Origin of the sequence: Chitinophaga qingshengii (genome assembly GCF_014529935.1) — a bacterium.
GTDB lineage: Bacteria > Bacteroidota > Bacteroidia > Chitinophagales > Chitinophagaceae > Chitinophaga > Chitinophaga qingshengii.
The window spans coordinates 974,963-995,608 of sequence record NZ_JACVFC010000003.1; the positions used below are offsets into that span (position 1 = coordinate 974,963).

Annotated in this window: 20 protein-coding genes; 6 read left to right on the forward strand and 14 right to left on the reverse strand. The window is 49.7% G+C overall.

What is annotated here, in order from left to right; translation table 11 throughout:
* Positions 1–70 precede the first annotated feature (70 nt).
* The 5 genes from ICL07_RS23775 to ICL07_RS23795 are packed head-to-tail and all read right to left on the reverse strand — an operon-like array spanning position 71 to position 6,221.
* Positions 71–1,441: an exonuclease domain-containing protein gene (locus ICL07_RS23775; protein ID WP_188090533.1), complete on the reverse strand. Its 1,371-nt coding sequence runs from the start codon at positions 1,439–1,441 to the stop codon at positions 71–73.
* A 1-nt stretch (position 1,442) separates the two neighbouring features.
* A complete protein-coding gene (locus tag ICL07_RS23780; RefSeq protein ID WP_188090534.1) occupies positions 1,443–2,615 on the reverse strand; it encodes an ABC transporter permease in 1,173 nt (390 codons plus the stop codon).
* Positions 2,608–3,777 carry an ABC transporter permease gene (locus ICL07_RS23785; protein WP_188090535.1) on the reverse strand — a complete coding sequence of 390 codons (1,170 nt, stop codon included), beginning with the start codon at positions 3,775–3,777 and terminating at the stop codon, positions 2,608–2,610. Before ICL07_RS23785 ends, ICL07_RS23780 begins: the two co-directional genes overlap by 8 nt.
* Positions 3,774–4,754 carry an HlyD family secretion protein gene (locus tag ICL07_RS23790; protein ID WP_223152073.1) on the reverse strand — a complete coding sequence of 327 codons (981 nt, stop codon included), beginning with the start codon at positions 4,752–4,754 and terminating at the stop codon, positions 3,774–3,776. Before ICL07_RS23790 ends, ICL07_RS23785 begins: the two co-directional genes overlap by 4 nt.
* A 12-nt stretch (positions 4,755–4,766) precedes the next feature.
* Positions 4,767–6,221, reverse strand: a complete 1,455-nt coding sequence (locus ICL07_RS23795) for a TolC family protein (RefSeq protein ID WP_223152074.1) — start codon at positions 6,219–6,221, stop codon at positions 4,767–4,769.
* A 231-nt stretch (positions 6,222–6,452) separates the two neighbouring features.
* On the opposite strand from ICL07_RS23795, the gene ICL07_RS23800 reads away from it, so the two are divergent.
* The 6 genes from ICL07_RS23800 to ICL07_RS23825 all read left to right on the forward strand — a co-directional run bounded on the left by ICL07_RS23800 (position 6,453) and on the right by ICL07_RS23825 (position 9,798).
* Positions 6,453–6,986, forward strand: a complete 534-nt coding sequence (locus tag ICL07_RS23800) for a YceI family protein (protein WP_188090536.1) — start codon at positions 6,453–6,455, stop codon at positions 6,984–6,986.
* Between the two features lie 125 nt (positions 6,987–7,111).
* The gene (locus ICL07_RS23805; RefSeq protein ID WP_188090537.1) at positions 7,112–8,047 is read left to right on the forward strand and encodes a ring-cleaving dioxygenase; all 936 of its coding nucleotides are present in this window, start codon (positions 7,112–7,114) and stop codon (positions 8,045–8,047) included.
* 1 nt (position 8,048) lies between these two features.
* The gene (locus ICL07_RS23810; protein ID WP_223152075.1) at positions 8,049–8,678 is read left to right on the forward strand and encodes an alpha/beta hydrolase; all 630 of its coding nucleotides are present in this window, start codon (positions 8,049–8,051) and stop codon (positions 8,676–8,678) included.
* A 10-nt stretch (positions 8,679–8,688) separates the two neighbouring features.
* On the forward strand, positions 8,689–9,090 hold the full coding sequence (locus ICL07_RS23815; protein WP_188090538.1) for an OsmC family protein: 402 nt from the start codon (positions 8,689–8,691) through the stop codon (positions 9,088–9,090).
* A 1-nt stretch (position 9,091) separates the two neighbouring features.
* The gene (locus ICL07_RS23820) at positions 9,092–9,523 is read left to right on the forward strand and encodes a (4Fe-4S)-binding protein (protein WP_188090539.1); all 432 of its coding nucleotides are present in this window, start codon (positions 9,092–9,094) and stop codon (positions 9,521–9,523) included.
* Positions 9,524–9,525: 2 nt separating this feature from the next.
* On the forward strand, positions 9,526–9,798 hold the full coding sequence (locus ICL07_RS23825) for a GNAT family N-acetyltransferase (RefSeq protein ID WP_188090540.1): 273 nt from the start codon (positions 9,526–9,528) through the stop codon (positions 9,796–9,798).
* Positions 9,799–9,877: 79 nt separating this feature from the next.
* On the opposite strand, the gene ICL07_RS23830 is transcribed toward ICL07_RS23825, so the two are convergent.
* From ICL07_RS23830 to ICL07_RS23870, 9 genes are all read right to left on the reverse strand, one after another.
* Positions 9,878–10,447, reverse strand: coding sequence for a DUF4142 domain-containing protein (locus ICL07_RS23830; RefSeq protein ID WP_188090541.1), 570 nt, complete (start codon positions 10,445–10,447; stop codon positions 9,878–9,880).
* A gap of 196 nt (positions 10,448–10,643) precedes the next feature.
* On the reverse strand, positions 10,644–11,204 hold the full coding sequence (locus ICL07_RS23835; protein ID WP_188090542.1) for a DUF4142 domain-containing protein: 561 nt from the start codon (positions 11,202–11,204) through the stop codon (positions 10,644–10,646).
* A 215-nt stretch (positions 11,205–11,419) separates the two neighbouring features.
* Positions 11,420–12,547, reverse strand: a complete 1,128-nt coding sequence (locus ICL07_RS23840; RefSeq protein ID WP_188090543.1) for a TFIIB-type zinc ribbon-containing protein — start codon at positions 12,545–12,547, stop codon at positions 11,420–11,422.
* Between the two features lie 75 nt (positions 12,548–12,622).
* Positions 12,623–13,744 (reverse strand): SPFH domain-containing protein, encoded by a 1,122-nt coding sequence (locus ICL07_RS23845; RefSeq protein ID WP_188090544.1) that lies wholly within the window; start codon positions 13,742–13,744, stop codon positions 12,623–12,625.
* Between the two features lie 84 nt (positions 13,745–13,828).
* Entirely contained in the window at positions 13,829–15,928 is a 2,100-nt protein-coding gene (locus ICL07_RS23850) for a copper-translocating P-type ATPase (RefSeq protein WP_188090545.1), read from the reverse strand.
* 104 nt (positions 15,929–16,032) lie between these two features.
* Entirely contained in the window at positions 16,033–16,884 is an 852-nt protein-coding gene (locus ICL07_RS23855) for an alpha/beta hydrolase (RefSeq protein ID WP_188090546.1), read from the reverse strand.
* A gap of 62 nt (positions 16,885–16,946) precedes the next feature.
* Positions 16,947–17,702, reverse strand: a complete 756-nt coding sequence (locus ICL07_RS23860; RefSeq protein WP_188090547.1) for an SGNH/GDSL hydrolase family protein — start codon at positions 17,700–17,702, stop codon at positions 16,947–16,949.
* A 78-nt stretch (positions 17,703–17,780) separates the two neighbouring features.
* The gene (locus tag ICL07_RS23865; protein ID WP_188090548.1) at positions 17,781–19,139 is read right to left on the reverse strand and encodes an acyl-CoA dehydrogenase family protein; all 1,359 of its coding nucleotides are present in this window, start codon (positions 19,137–19,139) and stop codon (positions 17,781–17,783) included.
* Positions 19,140–19,244: 105 nt separating this feature from the next.
* Positions 19,245–20,495, reverse strand: coding sequence for a hypothetical protein (locus ICL07_RS23870; RefSeq protein ID WP_188090549.1), 1,251 nt, complete (start codon positions 20,493–20,495; stop codon positions 19,245–19,247).
* Positions 20,496–20,646: the final 151 nt, after the last annotated feature.

Genomic DNA, 20,646 nt, shown 5'->3' on the forward strand with positions numbered 1-20,646 from the left:
GAATGAATTATCACTGTTGTGCGTGCAAAAGTAAATCATGAAAGGCATGATTTCAATTTTTTTCCGCCCTTCATTTTTGGGAAGATGATAACTGCTGACCGTTACCGGTATATGACCTTAATAAACCGATGATGATTTCATTCTCAGGATAAGGTGTCAGGTGGGGTCTTATTAGTTCGGCGTCCGATGTCTGCAGGTGTGCAGGCACATAGCCCATCCCATAGAAACGGCCTTTCTCCATCAGGATACAGCTTTGTTCGTCGCTGTTACGCCCTTTGTCCAGTATCACTACGGAAGGTTGTTGTTCCTGGAGAAAGGCGATGGCCGCTTTTACCCTTTCGTTATAAACCGCAGGCGCTTCCGCTTTTTCACAGGCGCCATGGCAGGTAGCCGCCGTTTTGCCGGCACAGGTCCCGTCTCCCTTCTGCAGGAAACATAACTTAGGGCACAGTTCAAACTGGCGGATCAGGGCCCGCAGCAGGCGGTGCCCGTCTATCAGCAGGTTAAAGGAATGTACCGGATGACTGAACCTGCGTTTTTTCTCAATGGCAATACGCAGATAACCTTCCTGGTCTTCAAAAAGATAAAAACCATAACGGAACTCTACTCTTTTCTGGGCTGCGTTGAATGCAGGCCACAGGCGTTTGATCTCTACCGACTCCAGGATACAGGCCATCAGATCCGTACCGGTTTGCTGATAGGTGATATTATATACCGTACGCAGGAAGTTCTGCCGCTGGCGGCTGGCGCTATGACCGGTAAAGTGGCTATTGACACGCTTCTTCAAGTCTTTGGCTTTTCCTACATACACTACTTTTCCTTTCACGTCGTGGAAATAATAAACCCCGGGCACTTCCGGCAGCTGTTTCACTACCTCGGGTTGCAGGTTGGGTGGCAGGAACTGCTCCTTGGAACCGGCTTTCAGCGCGCCCGCGATGGCCTTATCCTTGTCGTGCTGCAACAACAGGCCAAAGAGTTTGGTGGTGGCTTCCGCATCCCCTCCTGCCCGGTGCCGCCCATTGATGGGAATCTCCAAATGACGGCAGAGGTTGCCAAGGCTATACGAAGGCAATCCCGGAAAAATTTTCCGTCCGAGCCGCACCGTACACAGCTTTTTACATTGCAGGTCCAATCCGGAGGCCGCCAGGTGATGCTTCACAAACGAATAGTCGAAGTTGACATTATGCGCCACGAAGATTTTGTCGTGCAACAGTTCATACACCAGAGGGGCCACCGCTTCAAACGGCGGCGCCCCGGCAACCATGCTGTTGGTGATACCGGTCAGGGACTCTATATAGTAAGGAATGGGCACTCCAGGATTAACCAGCGTCTGGTAGTGCTGCGTGATTTCACGGCCATCAAACAGGTAGATGGCTATCTCGGTAATGCCGTTGGCGCTGGCGTGCCCACCGGTGGTTTCTATATCGACAATTGCGTACACCTTACAAAGATAAAGGTTGTTGCTTTTTGTTGCACCGCTTTATTCCCCATAATGCCAGCAAAAGGTAAAATATCCATAGCAGCACCAGGTGAATCACTGATCCGGCATGGTCCCGAAGGGTGCCGCCCGTTTGTACAACCGACGTGTACACCTTCACGAAAGGCGTCAACGGCAACAGGGATGATAAACCCCGGAGCAACGGCGGCATGGATTCAAATGGCCAGGCGTAACCGCATATAAGAAAAAACGGATATGTGGAAAAAGCCATCAGCTGAGCGGCGAGCAGCTGACTCTTAAACAGCGTACCTATCCAGATACCCATAGGGATCAGCGTGAGGATAAAAAGGAAGAGGATAATGGCCAGGTCGCGGTAACTACCCCGAAACGGCAGATGCAGCACCTGATAGTTAACCGTCATAAAAAAAGCCGCATATGCCAGGTATAGCAACAGGTAGAAAGATGCCTTACCATATAACATACCGGATAGTCCCCCACCCGTTGTCACCAGCCGGGCAATGTTGTTATTTTCCCTTTCCAGGGCCACGCTGCCGGAGAGGCCCAGCAGCAACGTCTGTTGCAGAATCAGCACCAGCAATACGGGCAACAGAAAGCCGCCATAGCTGGCCTGTGGATTATACAACGGCCGGTAGTCGATGTTTACCGGCATTGCTTCCTGTAAAGCCATGGTGGAGTTGAGCCCCATTTTTTCCTGGTATTGCAGGCGCACGCCCGCACCGATCGTTAGTCCCAATTGGGTAATAGCACCCGTCAATTCGCTGGATGGCAGGAACCGCGCTCCATTGACGGCCAGCACTACATTGGCCTGCTGCAACGACAGTACCTTGGCCTGCATCCCTTTCGGGATATAAAAATATCCTTGTGCCTCTCCCCTATACATACGCTCCTGCGCCTCTTCCAGCGACACTGCCCGCATGACGGATACCACCTGCATGTTGTTCATCTGCTCCACAAACATGCGCGACATCTCGCTCCGGTCATCATCAGCCACTGCCAGCACTACTTTTTCTTCTACCTTATAACTATAGATAGTACCATAAAAGAAAACATAAAACAACGGCGCCAGCAACAACGTGAGTAACAGGCTATGGTTGCCCGCTATCAGCTTTATTTCCCGGAGGAACAAATACCCGATATTGTTTTTCTTCTCAGGCATGTTGCAGGGTTGAAGGTTGAAGAGAACGTTGAAACAACAGGATGGCAACAGGCAGCCCCACTGCCGTAAACAACAGCATATGCGCCATTTCCAGTCGTACATAACGCAGCGGCAATTCCATAAAATACACTTTAAAAAAAGCATCTACAAAAGGTGTCAGCGGCATGATCATGGCGTAGTACTGGTCATACCAGGGCATGCCCCAGCGCGGAAAAGTAAACCCGCTGAATACAAAGGCCGGAGAAGTATAAAAGATACCGACATCGCAGGCCAGCAGCAGGTCTTTGAAAATGGCGGACACCATCATGCCAATGCTGATACAGGCCAGCATCAGCAAGGTGAAGATGACAAATAAGTCCGGGCTGAACAATTGCGTGCCGGATGCGAATATCGGATAGATGACCAGCGTGATCATGAGATAGTCCAGCCAGGCTATGCTGAGATAGGCCAACGTTTTGCCGATGACAGCATTGGAAGCAGATCCGTTGCTGACAGCATACAACGCTTCTATCGTACCGGTTTTATGTTCATAGTTCAGCGCCAGTGCCACCACCATGATCATCATCATCTGCATGGCAACGGCGATAACGCCGGGTACCAGGTATTGCTGATAATCGTACCGCGGATTATATAACGTAAACGACTGTAGTTGTACCGGCATCACCAGGGCCATCGCCTTACCTGCCGGCATACCCGTTTTCATCAGTTTCTGCAGCTGTACGCCTGCCGCCGCTGTCAGCAGCACTTGTGCAGCATCTTTGTAAAGTAGTTTGGCCGGCACCAGATAAGATACGTTGGTATAAATGGTAATATAAACCGGTTGCCGGCTTTTGATATGCTCATCCATCCGGCGGGGGAAATGAATAGCGCCCATCACGGTACCATTGTGCAACAGGGCATGTAGTTCGCCTTCGCTTTGTACCTGTTGCGTGATGTGGATGCTCTCCGTTTGTTCCAGCATAAACGTAAACTGCCTGGATAAAGGAGAATTGGCTTCATCCCAGATGGCCACCGGCAAGTCTTCTGCAAAATGTTTATTGTAAATACCGGCATACAACAAACACAATACCGGCGGCAGTACCAGCATAGCCAGGTAATACACCGGAAACGTGAGGATACGTTTCCATTCCCGCAGGGTAACGTTAAAGATGGAACGTATCATGGTAGTTTGAGAGCGGCCGTCATGCCGGGGCGCAGTCCCTGCAAGCCGGACGGGTTAACAGGTTTGAGATCTACCGTGAAGGTGCGCAGTTCGAATGTACCTTTTTCCTTCACCGGTATCCAATTGGCGAAAGTAAGCGAGGGTGCTACCTTATACACCACCGCTTCAAATTTCTCCGGGCTGCAGCCAGGTATATCCAGCTGTGCACGGGTACCTACAGGCAATTTGTTCATATCATCCTGTCGGATATTAAACCTGACATGGTAAGTATTGGGTTTTTGCAGGGTGATAAGCGGGTAACCGATGGATACAATTTCCCCTTCTTCTATCACCATGGAAGAGATGATCCCATCTGACGGAGCATGGATATACGTATTATCCGACAAGGCTTTGGTAAGATTATAACCTTCCTGTGCCTGTTTGAGGATAGCCGACGCCGCCTGTAACATCTCCGGGCGCGTGCCTTGTTTCAGCATGTCCATATTCAGTTTGGCTGTTTCCATTTCTTTTTTGGCAGCCTGTAATTTAAAGTATACCAGGTCTTTTTCCTGACCGGAGATGACCTCATCATTGAACAGGTTCTCCATTCGCTGATAGGTTTTCTGCATCAGTTTATATTGCTCCTGGGTGATGTTATAAAGATTATCCGCCGCTTTGATGGCTTCCGGCCGGGCGCCCTTTTCCAGCAACCGCAGCTGGCTCTGTGCCGCTTCAATAGCTGCGAGTGCCTGGTTACGGATAGCATTGATTTCCGTAGAGCGTAGTACTCCCAGCAACTGTCCTTTTTTCACCGTATCTCCCTGTTGCACCAGCAGGCTATCCAGCCGCCCGGGGAACTCTGCGGCCACGTCCACATAATCCGCATCTACCATACCAATCACCGTGTTATCCGCCGTAGCGGGCTTTTTCAGAAAAAAGATCAGTGCAATGATCAGCACTACCACAGGTATCAGCAAGGCCCAATAGTTTTTAAACATCGTTCTTATGTATTAGTTGTTAACGTATGTGGCAAAATATTCCGGTGTGCCTGCAATATTCCAGTACTCCGCCAGGGCCAGGTAATAGCCCATGACAGCAGTATAATACACTTTATGCATTTCTTCTTCGAGTAACAATGCGTCGTTGACATCCTTAACAGACGACAGCTGATTTTCCATGCGGTCAGTTACCAGTGTGGTGGTGAGATGGGCCTGCTGCCGGGCGCTATCCAGCGAGGCTACATCGTGTTGCAAAGCCTTCACTTTGTTGGTGGCTACACGAAGTTGCAGTTCCAGCGATGTTTTGGTATTCTCCGCCGCCATCGTTGCTTCTTCCACGAGCATCTTGCTGGCTTTGGTACGTTTATTCCGCTGGAAACCGTCGAACAGCGTCCATTGCAGTTCCACGCCTATCAGCCAAGGCGGCACCGTTACCGGCAGGTCTTTCTGGTAAAGCGATACGTTACCGATCGCGAATAAGTTGGGCAGCGACAAAGAGCGTGTAGCCTTCACCGCTACCCTGGCCAGGTCGGTTTTACTTTCCAGCAGGCGGTAAGCCGGATTATTACGCCAGAAGGCAGTGTCCTGCCCCATGCCCGTTCCGGCCTGTTCGTATTGCAGGGTATCACTAATAAAAATAGGGGTATCGATCGGCTGGCCCAGTAGCTGGTTCATTTCCAGCAGGGCATTTTCTTTTTCCAGTTCCAGGTTACTATAACGGTTAGCCGCTTGTGTGTAGGACACTTTAGCCCAGTTGAGCAGATACGGCGGCAGTATCTGGTTATCTTTCAGTGACGTGGCATAATCCCTGTTTTTGCGGAAAGCATCCACAATTACCGCCTCATGGGCCAGGATGGTATTGAGGTACATAATACGGAGGTATTGGGCACTGATCAGGAAGTACAGCCCCTGCTCCACCACTTGTTTATTGAACTGTCCGGCTGTCACCTGGGAGCGGGCCAGGTCCTGCGCCGCCGATATCTTTCCGCCCAGGTAAATCGGTTGCCTTACGCCTACCCCTGCCACGAAATAGGATTGTTTGGCCAGTTGGGGGTTATAGTTGGGATAAAAAGCGTTGATCAATCCTTTGGTAGCGTTAGAGATCACCTCCTGCACATTTTGTGGCAAAGGTTGCCCGGTGATCTGCTGGAAAACGGTGTTGGCAGTGTTCACGCTTTGAGCGGCGGAACCATTCACCACCCCGTCTTTTACCTGTTGCAGGTTGATTTCAAGCGGTTTCCCCAGGTAGTTGTACCCCGCCAGCAGGTCTACTTTAGGAAAATAGGCACGGTTCTCGGCCTGTAAAGCGTATTCTCTGGCCTGCAGGGAACGTTCGGCCTGTTTTATAAGCGCATTGCGCTGCCGGGCCAATTCATAACAGGCTTTTAACGTCAGCTGTTTTCCTTTCTCCTGTCCGTTGGCAAACATCGGTGGCAGCAGGAATGTTAATAACAGGAGATGTTTCATAAGATATCTTTTCATCCGGATTAACCTGAATATCAACACACTTAAACAATTTTTCATGCATAATGTTTATATTATGCATGAAAAACCCATCATACACGCATGATCTGCAGGACAACAAAAAAAAGTACATCGTTATGTTTATTTAATCCATTTTTACCGCCTGTGCTTTAACGGACATTTGCATTAACAATAACATTATTCATATTTATCACAAACAAAACATCTTCATCTATGGCAAAGACAAAATGGGTACTCGACCCCGCTCACAGTGAACTGACATTTAAAATCAGACACCTGATGATCACCAACGTTACCGGCAGGTTTAACGATTTCCAGGTAGCCGCCGAAACGGAAGGGGAAGATTTTCTCACTGCCACCGCCTCCGCCACCGTAGACGTTGACTCTATCACCACCGGTAGTGCCGACCGCGATAAACACCTGCGTTCTCCGGACTTCTTTGACGTTAACCAGTTCCGTAATATCACTTTCAAAGCCACCAAAAGTGAAAGTGTGGACAACGACGGTTCCTATGACCTTTATGGCGATCTGACCATCCGTAATATCACCAAAAACATCAAACTGGCCGTTGAATTCGGCGGTGTCGTAAAAGATCCGTGGGGCAATACCAAAGCCGGTTTTACCATCACCGGAAAAATCAACCGTAAAGATTTCGGGCTGACATGGAATGCCACCACAGAAGCCGGTGGTGTAATGGTAAGTGACGAAGTGAGATTACACGGCGAAATACAATTGTTGAAACAATAAAATCATTTTGGGATTTTCGATTTATGGATTTACGGATTTAGAATGCAGCGAATACTCCATCTTCGCTCTGATCAATCCCCGAAATCAAAAAATCGAAAATCCCAAAATTCCAAAATATAAAAGGTATGGACCAAGCAATAACAGGACTGCATCACATTACCGCTATTTCCGGTAATGCTAAAAAGAACTTTGATTTTTATACTAAAACGATGGGATTACGGTTTGTAAAAAAGACCGTCAACTTCGATGACCCACATACCTACCATTTTTATTATGGCGATAAAACCGGTACTCCCGGCACTATCCTGACTTTCTTCCCCTGGGAAGATATCATGGCAGGCAGAAGAGGTACCCACATGGCCACAGAGATCGGGTATTCCATCCCTGAAGGCAGTATTGATTTCTGGCAGAAACGCCTGGAAGCAGCCAATATGATCTATAACAAGCCGTCCTCCAAATTCGGGGAAATATACCTGACTTTCCTGGATCCTGACGGGTTAAAGATAGAGCTGACTGTTGCAGAGAAAACCGACGACCGGGAGCCGTGGGTAACCGATGCCATCAGTGCTGACCATGCATTAAGGGGGTTCCACCATGTGACGCTCACCCTGGAGGATATTCAGCCTACGGCTGACCTGCTGGTATCTGTTTTTGGTTATAAACTCGAAAAAAATCTGGCTAACCGCTACCGTTTTGTGAGTCCGGCCGGTGATACTGCCAACTATATAGACCTGGTGGAAGCCAAGGGAGAACCTCGCGGACATGTAGCAGGTGGCAGTGTTCACCATATTGCTTTCCGGATGAAAGATGATGCCATGCAGGAACACTACCGTGAAAAGATAGAAGCCATGGGCCTTCATGCTACCCAGCAGCTGGACCGTAAGTATTTCCGCTCTGTTTATTTCAGGGAACCAGGCGGCGTATTGTTTGAACTGGCTACCGACACACCCGGCTTTACCGTAGACGAACCGGTAGACCAGCTGGGCACGCATCTGATGTTGCCCGCACAGTTTGAGCCGCAACGCGCGGAGATAGAACAGAAACTTATAAAACTCGATTAAGATGGATTTTAAACCCATGAAATATATCTACCAGCCGGCAGCCAACAAAGACGCCTACACGTTATTGTTGTTGCACGGCACCGGTGGCGACGAACAGGATATGCTGCCGCTGGCCCCTGAGCTGGCAAAAGACTTTCATGTACTAAGCCTCCGTGGCAATGTACAGGAACATGGTATGCCCCGTTTTTTCCGTCGCCTTGGCATGGGTGTATTTGACGAACCGGACGTACATTTCAGAACACACGAGATGGTGCACTTCCTGCGGGAGCTGTCTGACAAGGAAGGATTTGATGTACAGAAGATAGTGGCCGCCGGTTATTCCAACGGCGCCAATATTGCCGGAGCCGTACTCATGCTGTACCCGGAACTACTGGCAGGCGCTATTCTTTTCAGGCCCATGCAGCCGTTGCATGGCATTGAAGATCCGTTCGAAACCAGCCGCCAACAGCCTGTATTTATGAGTTCCGGCAAAATGGACGGCACCGTTAATCCCGCTGCCACCGCCGCCTATGCTACGCTGCTGAGCGCCAACGGCTTTCAGGTAAGCAGCCACGACATCAACACAGGACATAATTTAACACAACAGGATATTGACCTGGCCGCAGGCTGGGTAAAGGAAAATTTCCGGTAACCACCACATCATGGACGAAGAAGTAAAAGTAAGTATCGAAGGAATCCCGTATCAGGTTTCTATTGCAGCCAGAGATCACCGCTGGCTGGCCGACGAACCAGCAGATATCAACGGCGGTGATACAGGCCCCAATCCCGGTGAGCTGCTGCTGAGCAGTCTCGGTTCCTGTACCGCTATTACGCTGACAATGTATGCAGCCCGTAAAAAATGGCCGGTAGAAAAAATAGATATCGAGCTTCGGTTCAACAGTGAAGCCAAGCCCGATCCGCAGACCACCGTGATCGAATGCCTGGTACACATCACCGGCAATCTGGACGAAGCGCAAAGAAAAAGGCTCATGGAAATAGCCCATGCCTGCCCCATACATAAAGTGCTTACCAACCCCGTAATTATCAATACCAAAGAAGATTGATATGAAAGAGATTACCAAAAAATACAGCAATGGCGAAGTCACCATCGTGTGGAAGCCGGAAGTGTGCAAACACTCCGAAATATGCTTCCACGGCCTTCCGGAAGTTTTTGATCCCAAGGCAAAACCCTGGATCAATGCAGAAGGCAGTACTACCGAACGGATCATCGAGGTGGTAAAAAGATGTCCTTCCGGCGCCCTCACCTATTACCTGGATAAAGACGCCAGCGATGCCGCAGAGATTTCCGCGAGCAGTCTGGATGAAACGGTACCCAACGGTCCGCGCCTGATATATGGTAATATCGTGACTAAAAACGCCGCCGGTGAAGAAACCCGGCAACACAGGGTAACCGCCATGTGCCGGTGCGGCAGCTCAGCCAATATGCCCTACTGCGACGGTACCCACATTACTAACGGATACAAAGACAATCAATAATTATGGAACTGACTATTCAGCAAAACACCACCAAACACCAGTTTGAAACTGTTGTAGACGGGCATACCGCCTTTATTGTCTACAAACTTTTTCCGGGCGGCATTGCCTATATCCATACAGAGGTGCCACCAGAACTGGAAGGCAAAGGTATCGCCTCACAACTGGCGAAGTATGTATTGGATTATGCGAGAGAAAATCATCTGAAGGTAAAACCACTGTGTCCTTACGTGCACGCCTATATGAAAAGGCATCCTGAATACAACGACCTGCTTTAAAACAACGAATTACGGATTTTGAGGCCACCAATGAATGATTGGGTACTCCCGTCCGTAATTCGTCGCTGTTATTTATTGATTACTTAAGGGCTGATTTAATAGCTTTCGCTGAATCCTGGTGTGTTCGCAAAGTAGGTAATGTTTTGCCGGCCCATGATTTCAGATCCATGTCTTCCAGACTACCAGCAGCCTTGTCAAACTCCTTCACATCTTCATCGTGGTCATTGACCATCATATCCATGTAATCTTTATCAAAGTCCTTTCCGCTCTTTTTGCTAAGTTTATCGATATGATCTTTTGAAGCAGTGGACAATTCAGCCGGCAGCGTGATGTTTTTCTTCGTCGCAAGTTCCTTCAGTTCATCATTTGCCTTTGAATGATCATTGACCATCATCGTAGCAAATGCCTTTACTCTTGGGTTCTGGGCCTTTTCCTGTGCCAGTTTCCCCATTTGTACCTCCAACATGCCGCCATTCGCTGCTTTTACGGCAAATTCAGATGAGTTGTTGTCAACAGGTTTCACTGTTTCATTGATATCCTGCGCAGAATCTACCGGCTTTTCGTTCTGGGGATTACGTGTATTACTGTTACAGGATGTCAGCATCCACGTCCCTAACACAGCCGTTACAAAAAAGATTGTTCTCTTCATGATCACAGAAATTTATGAGGTTTATAATGGGTTTCCATGATCTATTGACAAAAAAAATACCATGCCGATGCCCTGAACGCCAAGCCTTGTAGCTTCGTGCGTTTGCAAGGAAGAGGTCACCTTAACGGCTAAACGGCCGCGGATGCTTTGTCGTAGAGGCTTTTCCCCATTCAGTCCTCCTATAAATTATCAAAGATCATTGAGAATCCTTGATGGCTCTGGCCGAATCCTGGTGCATCATCAGCGTGGGCAGCATTTTCCTCGCCCATTCCCGCAAGATGACATCTTCGAGGTTGTTGGCCGCATTATCAAAATCTTTTACATCCTGATCATGATCATCCACCATTTCGCGTATATATTCCTTATCAAACTGCTTCCCGTTTTTTTTGCTTAGCCTGTCGAGAAAATTCTTTGATTCTGCAGAAAGTTCAGCAGGCAAGGTGAGGTTTCGTTTTTCTGCGATGACCTTTAGCGCGTTATTGGCATTGGTATGATCATTTACCATCATCGTTGCAAAGGCCTTCACACGCGGGTCTACCGCTTTCTCCTGAGCGAGCTTACCTAATGCTACTTCCATCATGCCGCCATTGGCGGCATTTACAGCAAAGTCCGCAGATTTCGGATCTACCGCTTTATCTGTTTTGTTGGCAGCTTTCGCCGAATCTACCGGCGTCTCCTGGTGACGGGCATTGTTACCACAGGACGACAACATCCAGGTACCCAACAGTGCAGCCGCCATAAAGGTGATCTTTTTCATAGCCAGAGATATTTTATTGGGTTTTAAAACAGAATCGCCTCAAAAGGATTGACAAAAAATTAAAGGCAGACAGAAGCTTTAGAATAAAGCCCGAAGGCTATGTTACAAGGAAGAGGTCAATAAGGGATAATTGAAAGCGGGCGATTGCCTGTAGAGGCTTTTCCCCATTATGTAAAAGAAAACTGCCGGAAATATTCCGGCAGTTAAAGAAGATACTATTGTTGATTACCGAAGCATTCGTAGAGGAACCATATGGCGGCAATGATACCGAGGATCAGACCAACGATTTTCGTCCAGCTGTAAGGCCTGTCTCCCGTTACTTCGCCGGTACTGGCATTGACTACGAAGTGGTATAGTTTATTGTTATAACGATAAGCGCTCAACCATACGGGCAACAGGATATACTTTATGCCGAGGTTGTTATAGTCAATATCATAGTGGCTGATCGATTGTTCATCACCACCAATATCGCTGCGTATTTCGTCACAAATGACCGGATCCATTCTTTGTTGTGCAATAGCGAGACCCTGTTGTGCGCTGGTTTGGTACAATTCTGACCGGAAGCCGCTCAGGTAGCGGCCATCGTAGGCCTTAAGCTGGTCCAGGTGCCAGGGCTCCAGTATTTCCGCCATTTTGCGCGGCAACGAAGGACTGGCAGACACCAGTACGTCCCGGAAAATATTGTCTACTCGCCCGGATGCAGGGTACCAGGCGGTATGACGTACCTGCCGGGTACGGGTTTCCGTTCTCCCGTTGACTTCCACATTGTAGGTTTCCGTTGTATAGTAGTACTCTCCGCGCTGACCGGTGTAAGTAGTAGACGTATCTGTATCGTAGCTCCAGTGCGGGATGTAGATTCCTTTCAACTGCCGGAAGGAAGTATCCTTTACTTTTTTCACCAGGTCGGACGGTGCAAACCACAGTTTGCCCATCCATTGCTGAAAGAGTGTTCCCGCATCCTTATCATTGATTATAAAAGGTAAGACATAATGCGGTTGCAGCATTGCCGTTGCGTCGCCCTGCTGCACCACCAGCGGCGATGCGCAAAACGGGCATGCATCGGACGTCACGTTAGGTAACATGGTAGTAGAAGCGCCACAGTTACCGCATTTCACTACCACCGCCTGTTCCGTGTTTTCTGTATGACGTTCCAGATCGGCGATAAAAGTGCCGTAATCAACCGGGTGAATACCTTGTGGTATGACGTTCTCTTCGATGGTATTAACGGTACCGCAATACTCGCATTTCAGGCTGTTGGTACCGGGTGCATAGTGCAATATGGCGCCACAGTTCTGACATTTCAGCGAGGACACCGTTTCCTTGGTTTTTTCCTCAAAAGACATAGGAATGTTATAAAGCGTTACGCATGATACCCGCGCTTCAACAGCCGGGTATCATGCGTATAAGAAGATTAATGATCAGGGTAATGGCGGTGGAATAGTAGCCAGTACCGGCGCCAGTTCAGGTACCGCAGTCGCGGCAGTCCAGGCTGCCATACCTGTTTTCCATACCAGCGTTTGATGCTGCAGGTCGCCGGAAGCGGCCAGCTGGCGCAGCTGATCCATATTGTAAGGGCCAGCCTGTTTGCCACCTACAGCCACAAAGTAAGGCTCTGTACCTGGCAACGGCGGCGGCGTACCAGCACCTCCACCGGCAGCCTGCTGTTGGTTGACCTGGTTATTCTGGAATACGTTGCCCACCTGTCCCATCATGGCAGCGCCCATACCGGCCCCCAGACCGGCAGCTGCCAGTCCGCCGCCGGATGGATTTTCCGCAGCTTTCTCCATCGCGTTGGCAGCCTGGAATTGCGCATAGGCGCCCAGGTTACCCACGATGCCCATGCTGCTGCGTTTATCCAGCGCTTCCTCTACTTCAGGCGGCAGGGAAATATTTTCAATCAGGAACTTGGTCAGTTCCAGTCCCAGTTCATTGAACTCAGGCCGTATTTTATCCGTGATCAGCTGAGAAACCTCATCGTATTTGGCTGCCAGGTCCAGCACCGGGATTTTAGCCTCGGCAATGGCGTCCATACCGCGGGAAACAGCCAGGTTACGCAATTGCTCGTTGATACCATCTACGGTGTATTCCGGGTTGGTAGCGGCGATTTCTTTCAGGAACATCGCAGCATCGCTCACGCGGAAGGCATAGCTACCAAAAGCGCGCAGGCGCAGCGGGCCAAATTCTGCATCGCGCAACATCACCGGGTTTTTAGTACCCCATTTCTGGTTGGTGAACTGCCGCATGCTGATGAAAAACACATCCGCTTTAAAAGGGCTGTTAAACCCGTATTTCCATCCCTGTAATGTGGTCAGGATAGGCATGTTCTGTGTTGTCAGTGTATACATGCCCGGCTGAAAAACATCCGCTATTTTACCTTCGTTCATAAAAACAGCCACCTGCGATTCACGCACCGTCAGTTTGGCGTTCATTTTTATTTCATTCTGGTAGCGGGGAAACTTCCATACAATGGTATCCGCGGACGGGTCTGTCCACTCAATAATGTCAATAAATTCATTCCGGAGTTTATCAAATATTCCCATATTAACAGGTTTTTAGAAACATCTCTGCCAAATTTATAGAAATATTTACTGGAAAAGCAAATCAATCGTAGTCCTGCAGGGAATTTACAATTTCAATAACCGGGCGTTAATCGCCACAATCACCGTACTTACTGTCATCAAAACCGCACCGGCAGCGGGACTTAGCAGCACGCCCCAGTGGTACAATACACCGGCGGCCAACGGCATGGTAATTACATTGTAACCGGTAGCCCAGGCGAGATTCTGTACCATTTTACGATAGGTCGCTTTTCCGAAACGAATCAGGCTAACGATATCCTGCGGGTTGCTGTTGACCAGCACAATACCAGCTGTTTCCGCGGCGATATCGGAACCGGAGCCAATAGCGATGCCTATATCTGCCTGCGCCAGTGCCGGCGCATCGTTGATGCCGTCGCCAGTCATAGCCACATACTGCCCTGCCGCCTGCAGTTTTTTAATTTCTTCCAGTTTCTGATGCGGCAGTACTTCCGCGATATAGTTATCCAGTTGCAGCTGTTGTGCTACGGCGGCAGCAACTTTTTTGTTATCTCCGGTGAGCAATACACTGGCGATGTTTTCTTTTTTCAGCGCCTGAATGGCAGGCAGGGACTCCGGCCTGATTTCATCTGCCAGTACAATATAGCCGGCCGGTTGACCGTCAACGATCACGAAAGACAAGGTGCCGGTATCCTGTTGTGTAACGGCAGGTTGTTGCGGGAACTGTTCCTTTACGTAAGCGGGACTTACCACCTGTACTGTTTTCCCGTTGATCGTAGCGCTGATACCCTTGCCGGCCATGGCTTGCATATCGCTGGCAGCGGGAATCTGTATGTTTTCGGAGCGGGCTTTATCCACAATGCCGGTAGCAATGGGATGTTCGGACTGCTGCTCTACCGCGGCCGCCAGCGACAGTATCTCTTGCTGATTGTAGCGGCTATCAAGGCTTTCGAGTGTTACTACCTGGAATTTCCCAACGGTTAAAGTACCGGTTTTATCGAATACCAGGGTCGTAACTTTGCGGGCGTTTTCAAAAGCAGTTCTGTTTTTGATCAGCAATCCGTTTTTAGCCGCCACGGTGGTGGAGCGGGCTACTACCAGGGGAACAGCGAGGCCCAGCGCATGCGGACAACAGATCACAATCACGGTTACCATGCGTTCCATAGCAAATGAAATAGACTGCCCGTCGATACGCCAGTAGGCAAAAGTGGCGATACCTGCTGTGATAGCGATGAGCGTTAACCAGCGGGCGGCTTTGTCGGCCAGTAACTGGGTGCCGGACTTCGCCTGTTGCGCATCGTTGACCAGTTTAATTACCTGCGACAAATACGAGGACGCCGCATTGTGCGATACTTTTATATGCAATGCCTGGTTACCATTAAGGGAGCCGGCAATAACCCTATCGCCTATATTTTTTTTCACCGGTTTGGATTCGCCGGTCAACATAGATTCATTGAGATAACTATTGCCTTCCGTTACCGTACCATCGGCAGCTACTTTTTCACCGGGTTTTATCAAAACGATATTACCTGGCTGCAAGCTATCCGTTTTCACCTCCCGGATGTTACCGCCTTCTACCAGGTGGGCTTCCGAAGGCATCAGCTGCACCAGTAGTTCCAGTTCGCGGGAAGCGCCGGCTACGGATTTCATTTCAATCCAGTGCCCCAGCAGCATGATCAGGATCAGCGTCGCCAGTTCCCAGAAAAAGTCCATCCCCTGCAAACCGAACAAGGTAGCCACGCTATATATAAAAGCAACCGTGATGGCAAACCCGATCAGGGTCATCATACCGGGGTTGCGCATTTTCATTTCAGACCACCAGCCGGAGAGGAAAGGCCAGCCACCGTAGAAAAAGATAACGGTAGAAAGCGCACACAAAACATAATTATCTCCCGGAAAACTAATCTGCCATCCCAGCCAATGCTGGATCATTTTTGACAACAACATAACGGGTATGGTAAGGACCAGTACCACATAAAACCGTTGCCGGAAGTCACGGATCATTGCCTGATGGTCATGCCCCGCATGACCACCGTGACCGGCATGCTCCTGATGTTCATGATGGGAAGGTTGTTCTTTATGTGAAGTATGTTCAGCGTGTTCCGTATGCCCTTGACCGTGATATTCCGGTTCCCGATCGTGATGATCATGGTCCATGTGCATATGCATATGTTGGTGCTTTTCCATAACAATACCCGGTTTTAACTATTACAACTGTGTGTTTTAATTGTTGTAAAATTGCCGAATATGCCACCGAAAACTTTATATAATCCGGGAAGATATTTACAGGATTATGGGATGTTAAGCTGTTGCAGCCATTTCGCTGCCAGTGCCGGCCATACTTCCGCAGCGGGATTGCCGGGACGAAGACCATAACCATGTCCGCCTTTGGCATAAAAATGCAACTCAGCGGGCACACCGGCATCCCGCAGGGCGCCGGCCATCACAAGGGCGCTGTTGCCATGAGGATCATCGGCAGTAGCAAAAAGAAACATGGGGGGCGTTTGCTTAGTCAGGATCAGTTCGGGAGTCAGTTTATGCCCTTCTCCCCTGTCGAGATAAGCCGGATACACCAGCATCCCGAAAGCCGGCCGGGCCGAAAGAGAGTCGGCCTTATCCACTGGCGTATATGCCTTTACGTTATATTGCGTAGCCACCCTCGCTGTCAGGCTACCTCCGGCGGAAAAGCCCATCATACCTATTTTTTCAGGATCCAGTTTCCAATCTTTGGCGCGGCTGCGTACTACCCGTAAAGCCCGTTGTGCATCCTGCAGGGCGCCGGCTTCTTTCTTCGGTACCCGGTATTGCAGCACAAAAGCGGTATATCCCAGCTGATTGAGCCATTGCGCAATTTCATAGCCCTCGAGGTTGATAGCCAGGATGCTGTAGCCACCACCCGGACAAACAATCACCCCTACGTTTTTAGCGTGAGCCGGGTTGGCGGGATATACTTCCAGGATAGGATCGGTCACATCCGTCAGCCGGATAACGCCCCGGCTGGTATCCGGCGTGGGCGTAGCAGCGTGACGGGCAGCTGTTTCACCCGGTACCGCACCGGGCCAGATGTGAATGGTTTCTTTGCGTTGGGCCTGTATCATGATAGATGGTGCAAGCAGCACGATGAAGATAATAAATGGTTTCATAACGGGAATTTCAGTTAACACAGGCACGTAAAACGATGGTTGTTTTACGCGCCTGTAAAATTTTATTTGACGCATTGCAGCCAGGCTTCGGCCATCAGCTGTGCACCGGCAATGCTGGGATGTACCCCGTCCGGGGTCCAGTAGGCAGCAGGTGCCGTCTGCAGGGCTTTGTCATAAATAGCCTGGTAAGGTATGAAGACCGCCTTATACTTATCGGCCAGTTCGCGGGCGGCAGCACGGTACTCGTTAAACGTAGGATACCACTTGTCGTCTACGGCTTTTACACCTTTTACCGCATAGGGTTCCCCGATGATCAGCTGCACATCTGGCAATGCTTGTTTGGTGCGGTCCAGCAGCTTATCGAAGTCGTCGCGGTACACTTTGGAAGTACCTTTATAGTTGCCATTGAGCGTATGCCAGAAATCATTTACGCCGACCAGGATGCTCAACACATCCGGTTTCAGCTGCAGGCAGTCGGCATCCCAACGGTCGGCCAGCTGGAACACCTTATTTCCGCTGATACCTTTGTTGTAGAACTTCAGATTATCGCCGGCTCTTTTCAGCAACAGGTTGGCCGCAACCAGGTGTGGGTATCCACCACCCAGGGCAGCGCCGTTATTGGCGTCCATGGCATCGCGTTTACGTCCCACATCGGTGATGGAATCGCCCTGGAAAAGGATCACACCTTCTTTTTTCAGGGTCAGCTTTTTGCCTTTCTCAGCAGATACGGCAGCAGATACAATGTTGGGGATACTGACAGCGGCCAGTGTGCCCATAGATACGTTTTTCAGGAAATTTCGACGGTTCGATGAATTCATAACGGATTTTTAAAATAGTGAGAGCTTCACCGGTCCTGCCAGCGAAGCCCTTAAATCTATAAAAAAGATTCTGATTTTTTATACAAAGGCGCTAAACCCGGTAATGGCGCGGCCTACAATCAGGGAATTGATTTCCTTGGTGCCTTCGTAGGAATAAATGGCTTCTGCATCGGCCACAAAGCGGGCCACATTATATTCCAGCAGGATACCATTGCCTCCCATCACTTCCCGGGCACCCCGTACCACATCCCTGGTACGCAGCGTACAAAATACTTTGGCCAGGGAGGCATGTTCGTCTTTCAAAGCGCCTTCGTCCTGTATCTCCGACAGGCGGAACACCATGGTCTGCATAGCCGTCAGGTTGGACAACATCTCTACGAGGTGTCCCTGTATCAGCTGGAAAGAAGCAATCGGTTTCCCGAACTGTTCACGGGTACGGGTATACGCCAATGCATTTTCATAGGCGCCACGGGCGCACCCTACTGCCTCCCAGGCTACACTGGCGCGGGTCATGCGGAGTACCTTACTGGTATCACGGAAACTATTGGCCCGCTGCAGGCGGTCGGTTTCGGCCACGCGACAGTCTTTCAGGGTGATAAGACCGTTTTGTACAATGCGCAGCGCCATCTTATCCTGCATCTTCTCTACAGCAAGGCCCGGTGTACCTTTGCGCACCAGGAATCCTTTTACCTGGTTGTCATCCACATCCCTGGCCCATATCACAATCACATCGGCAAAGGTGGCGTTGCCGATCCATTTTTTCTGCCCATTGAGTATCCAGGTGTCACCTTCCCGTTTAGCCGTGGTAGTGAGACCGCCAGCTGCGCCGGAGCCTACTTCCGGCTCAGTGAGACCGAAAGCGCCGATGGTTTCGAGCTGCTGCATACGCGGCAACCACTCGTCTTTTTGTGCTTCGGAGCCCAGCATATAAATGGAGCCCATCGCCAGACCGCTCTGTACCCCGAAGAACGTTGCAATGGAAGCATCTACCCTGGCCATTTCCATGGCTATAATACCTTCCATGAGGTAGCTGCGGTTAGGGCAACCGTAACCATCGTAGGTGACGCCACAAATATTCAGTTCCCTGAACTTCGATATGATTTCAAACGGAAACTCAGCCTTCAGCCAATATTCGTTCACGATAGGTTGTATCTCCTTTTCCATGAAAGCGCGTACTTTCAACTGCAACGCCCTGTCTTCCGCACTTAAGCGGCTGCCGATATCATAAAAGTCCCCTTCTATGGGCGGTAGTTTTTTCTTGCTGCCTCTGCTGGTCAACATCTTCATCAGGCCATTCAACTGGTTATCATCCATTTTAGCGACAGAGGCCATCACCTGCGACAGATCTACTTTTTCAGAGAGCTTTGCCAGCATTTTAAAATCGATGCTCTTCAGCAGATGATAGGCATTCTTCAGTTTTGAGAAAGTTCCGGACATACTACATGGTTTTACGTGAAAATACGAATTACGGGCCAAAGCAGGAACGATACAAGTATCATTCCCGCTTTGGCCCGTAGCCTGTTTATATTACGATATATCTCTTTAGAGCGCCAGGAATTTCCCTTCCGGTGTCACCTGTAAAGCAGTACTGCCCAGGTGAATGGTAATAGGACCGGCATAAGGCGTTTCGGCTTGATCGCCCCTGATTTCTCCGTCGGCGGGTATGTCTACAGACTGATAATCTGCTCCTTCCAATTGATTGAGCAATGCGTAACGGTCCAGTAGCTTACCGGTTTTATCGGTGGTGTACAGCTCTACCAGCCGGGTATTCCCTTTTTTGTAGAAATGCACCCGTACCTCCATCCCCAGCGGCATGCGGTCATGCACGGCGAACAACATTTCCGTCAGGTGTCCTTCTTCCTGCTGGGCAAAATGTTCCTTATTTGTTTCGTATACCTCCTTCAGTTTAGCCAATGAATAGTCCGATACCCGGTACGTGATACCGCGGATCTCCTGTTTGAACTTTCCTTCTGTATCTATCCGGTAAGCGACTGATCTGGTCAGGGTACTGCCCAGACTCCACAAGGCCATCTCCCCTCCGTCAATGTCCAACTCATCCAGTGTAATGGTTCCGTCTTCGCGTATTACTGCATTCCGGCTCTCCCGCGTATTGTCTTCACCGGAGATCGTGGCATATACCAATAACTGATCTGTAGCAGTGCCGTCCGGTTTGCAAGCCACTACCTGTACAGCGCTGTCATGGGCTTCTCCCTCATCATACCCTGTGGGGCCGTAAGCATACAATAACAACGGCGCTTTTCCGGGCAGTGTAACCTTACCATAATGATAAACATCCAGGTTATCATAGCTGATCACTTCACTATAAGACATCCAGGGTGTTAAACGGGAAACCTTTTTCAGCTTTGTGATGTCGGGCTGACCGATAGCAAGCGGCGCCTGCAGGGCAGGGAAACGGCTGGTATATTCTTCAAACGAAGTCTTTTCCATGGGCAACGCCCGGATCACGCCATCCTTTGCCAGCACATAACAGCGGATAGCCGGATTTTTGTTGGTACGGGTTTCCCGCACTTCAATGGTGGTATCATTCAAGCGCATCGGCCAGCTATATATGGCTTCTGTGGCAGCGTCATTCAGCATTTCATGCCGGCCGATTTCCTGACGGGAGATTTCTTTTCCATCAGGCGTAAACGTTACCAACAGCTCCAATGCTTTCAGCGGCTCCTTTACATCGAACTCGCAGCGCACCAGTACCGGCACAAACGACCATTTACCCGGTAGTTTTCCGCCGAGGAAACGGCTGTATGTCCGGTCTTTAAAAGGTCCCGGGTCCATATCCTTCGTGATAAACAGATATTGGCCGCCCTCATTTGACGTAATGGCGGGTATACTGTCCAGCCAAGCCTTTACCGCTGCAGTATTAACTGGTATGCTATCGGTTTTCGTTGACGGTTGACGGGATTCAAATACCCCACACGAAAACAGG

What these genes read in the sequence shown, in the direction of transcription:
- ICL07_RS23835 (WP_188090542.1), bottom strand. Translation starts at nt 11,204, where the DNA reads ATGAAAAAGATCACCTTTATGGCGGCTGCACTGTTGGGTACCTGGATG.
- ICL07_RS23830 (WP_188090541.1), bottom strand. Translation starts at nt 10,447, where the DNA reads ATGAAGAGAACAATCTTTTTTGTAACGGCTGTGTTAGGGACGTGGATG.
- ICL07_RS23800 (WP_188090536.1), top strand. Translation starts at nt 6,453, where the DNA reads ATGGCAAAGACAAAATGGGTACTCGACCCCGCTCACAGTGAACTGACA.
- ICL07_RS23865 (WP_188090548.1), bottom strand. Translation starts at nt 19,139, where the DNA reads ATGTCCGGAACTTTCTCAAAACTGAAGAATGCCTATCATCTGCTGAAG.
- ICL07_RS23780 (WP_188090534.1), bottom strand. Translation starts at nt 2,615, where the DNA reads ATGCCTGAGAAGAAAAACAATATCGGGTATTTGTTCCTCCGGGAAATA.
- ICL07_RS23850 (WP_188090545.1), bottom strand. Translation starts at nt 15,928, where the DNA reads ATGGAAAAGCACCAACATATGCATATGCACATGGACCATGATCATCAC.
- ICL07_RS23825 (WP_188090540.1), top strand. Translation starts at nt 9,526, where the DNA reads ATGGAACTGACTATTCAGCAAAACACCACCAAACACCAGTTTGAAACT.
- ICL07_RS23855 (WP_188090546.1), bottom strand. Translation starts at nt 16,884, where the DNA reads ATGAAACCATTTATTATCTTCATCGTGCTGCTTGCACCATCTATCATG.
- ICL07_RS23860 (WP_188090547.1), bottom strand. Translation starts at nt 17,702, where the DNA reads ATGAATTCATCGAACCGTCGAAATTTCCTGAAAAACGTATCTATGGGC.
- ICL07_RS23785 (WP_188090535.1), bottom strand. Translation starts at nt 3,777, where the DNA reads ATGATACGTTCCATCTTTAACGTTACCCTGCGGGAATGGAAACGTATC.
- ICL07_RS23845 (WP_188090544.1), bottom strand. Translation starts at nt 13,744, where the DNA reads ATGGGAATATTTGATAAACTCCGGAATGAATTTATTGACATTATTGAG.
- ICL07_RS23805 (WP_188090537.1), top strand. Translation starts at nt 7,112, where the DNA reads ATGGACCAAGCAATAACAGGACTGCATCACATTACCGCTATTTCCGGT.
- ICL07_RS23790 (WP_223152073.1), bottom strand. Translation starts at nt 4,754, where the DNA reads ATGTTTAAAAACTATTGGGCCTTGCTGATACCTGTGGTAGTGCTGATC.
- ICL07_RS23795 (WP_223152074.1), bottom strand. Translation starts at nt 6,221, where the DNA reads ATGAAACATCTCCTGTTATTAACATTCCTGCTGCCACCGATGTTTGCC.
- ICL07_RS23820 (WP_188090539.1), top strand. Translation starts at nt 9,092, where the DNA reads ATGAAAGAGATTACCAAAAAATACAGCAATGGCGAAGTCACCATCGTG.
- ICL07_RS23870 (WP_188090549.1), bottom strand. Translation starts at nt 20,495, where the DNA reads ATGGACCCGGGACCTTTTAAAGACCGGACATACAGCCGTTTCCTCGGC.
- ICL07_RS23815 (WP_188090538.1), top strand. Translation starts at nt 8,689, where the DNA reads ATGGACGAAGAAGTAAAAGTAAGTATCGAAGGAATCCCGTATCAGGTT.
- ICL07_RS23810 (WP_223152075.1), top strand. Translation starts at nt 8,049, where the DNA reads ATGGATTTTAAACCCATGAAATATATCTACCAGCCGGCAGCCAACAAA.
- ICL07_RS23840 (WP_188090543.1), bottom strand. Translation starts at nt 12,547, where the DNA reads ATGTCTTTTGAGGAAAAAACCAAGGAAACGGTGTCCTCGCTGAAATGT.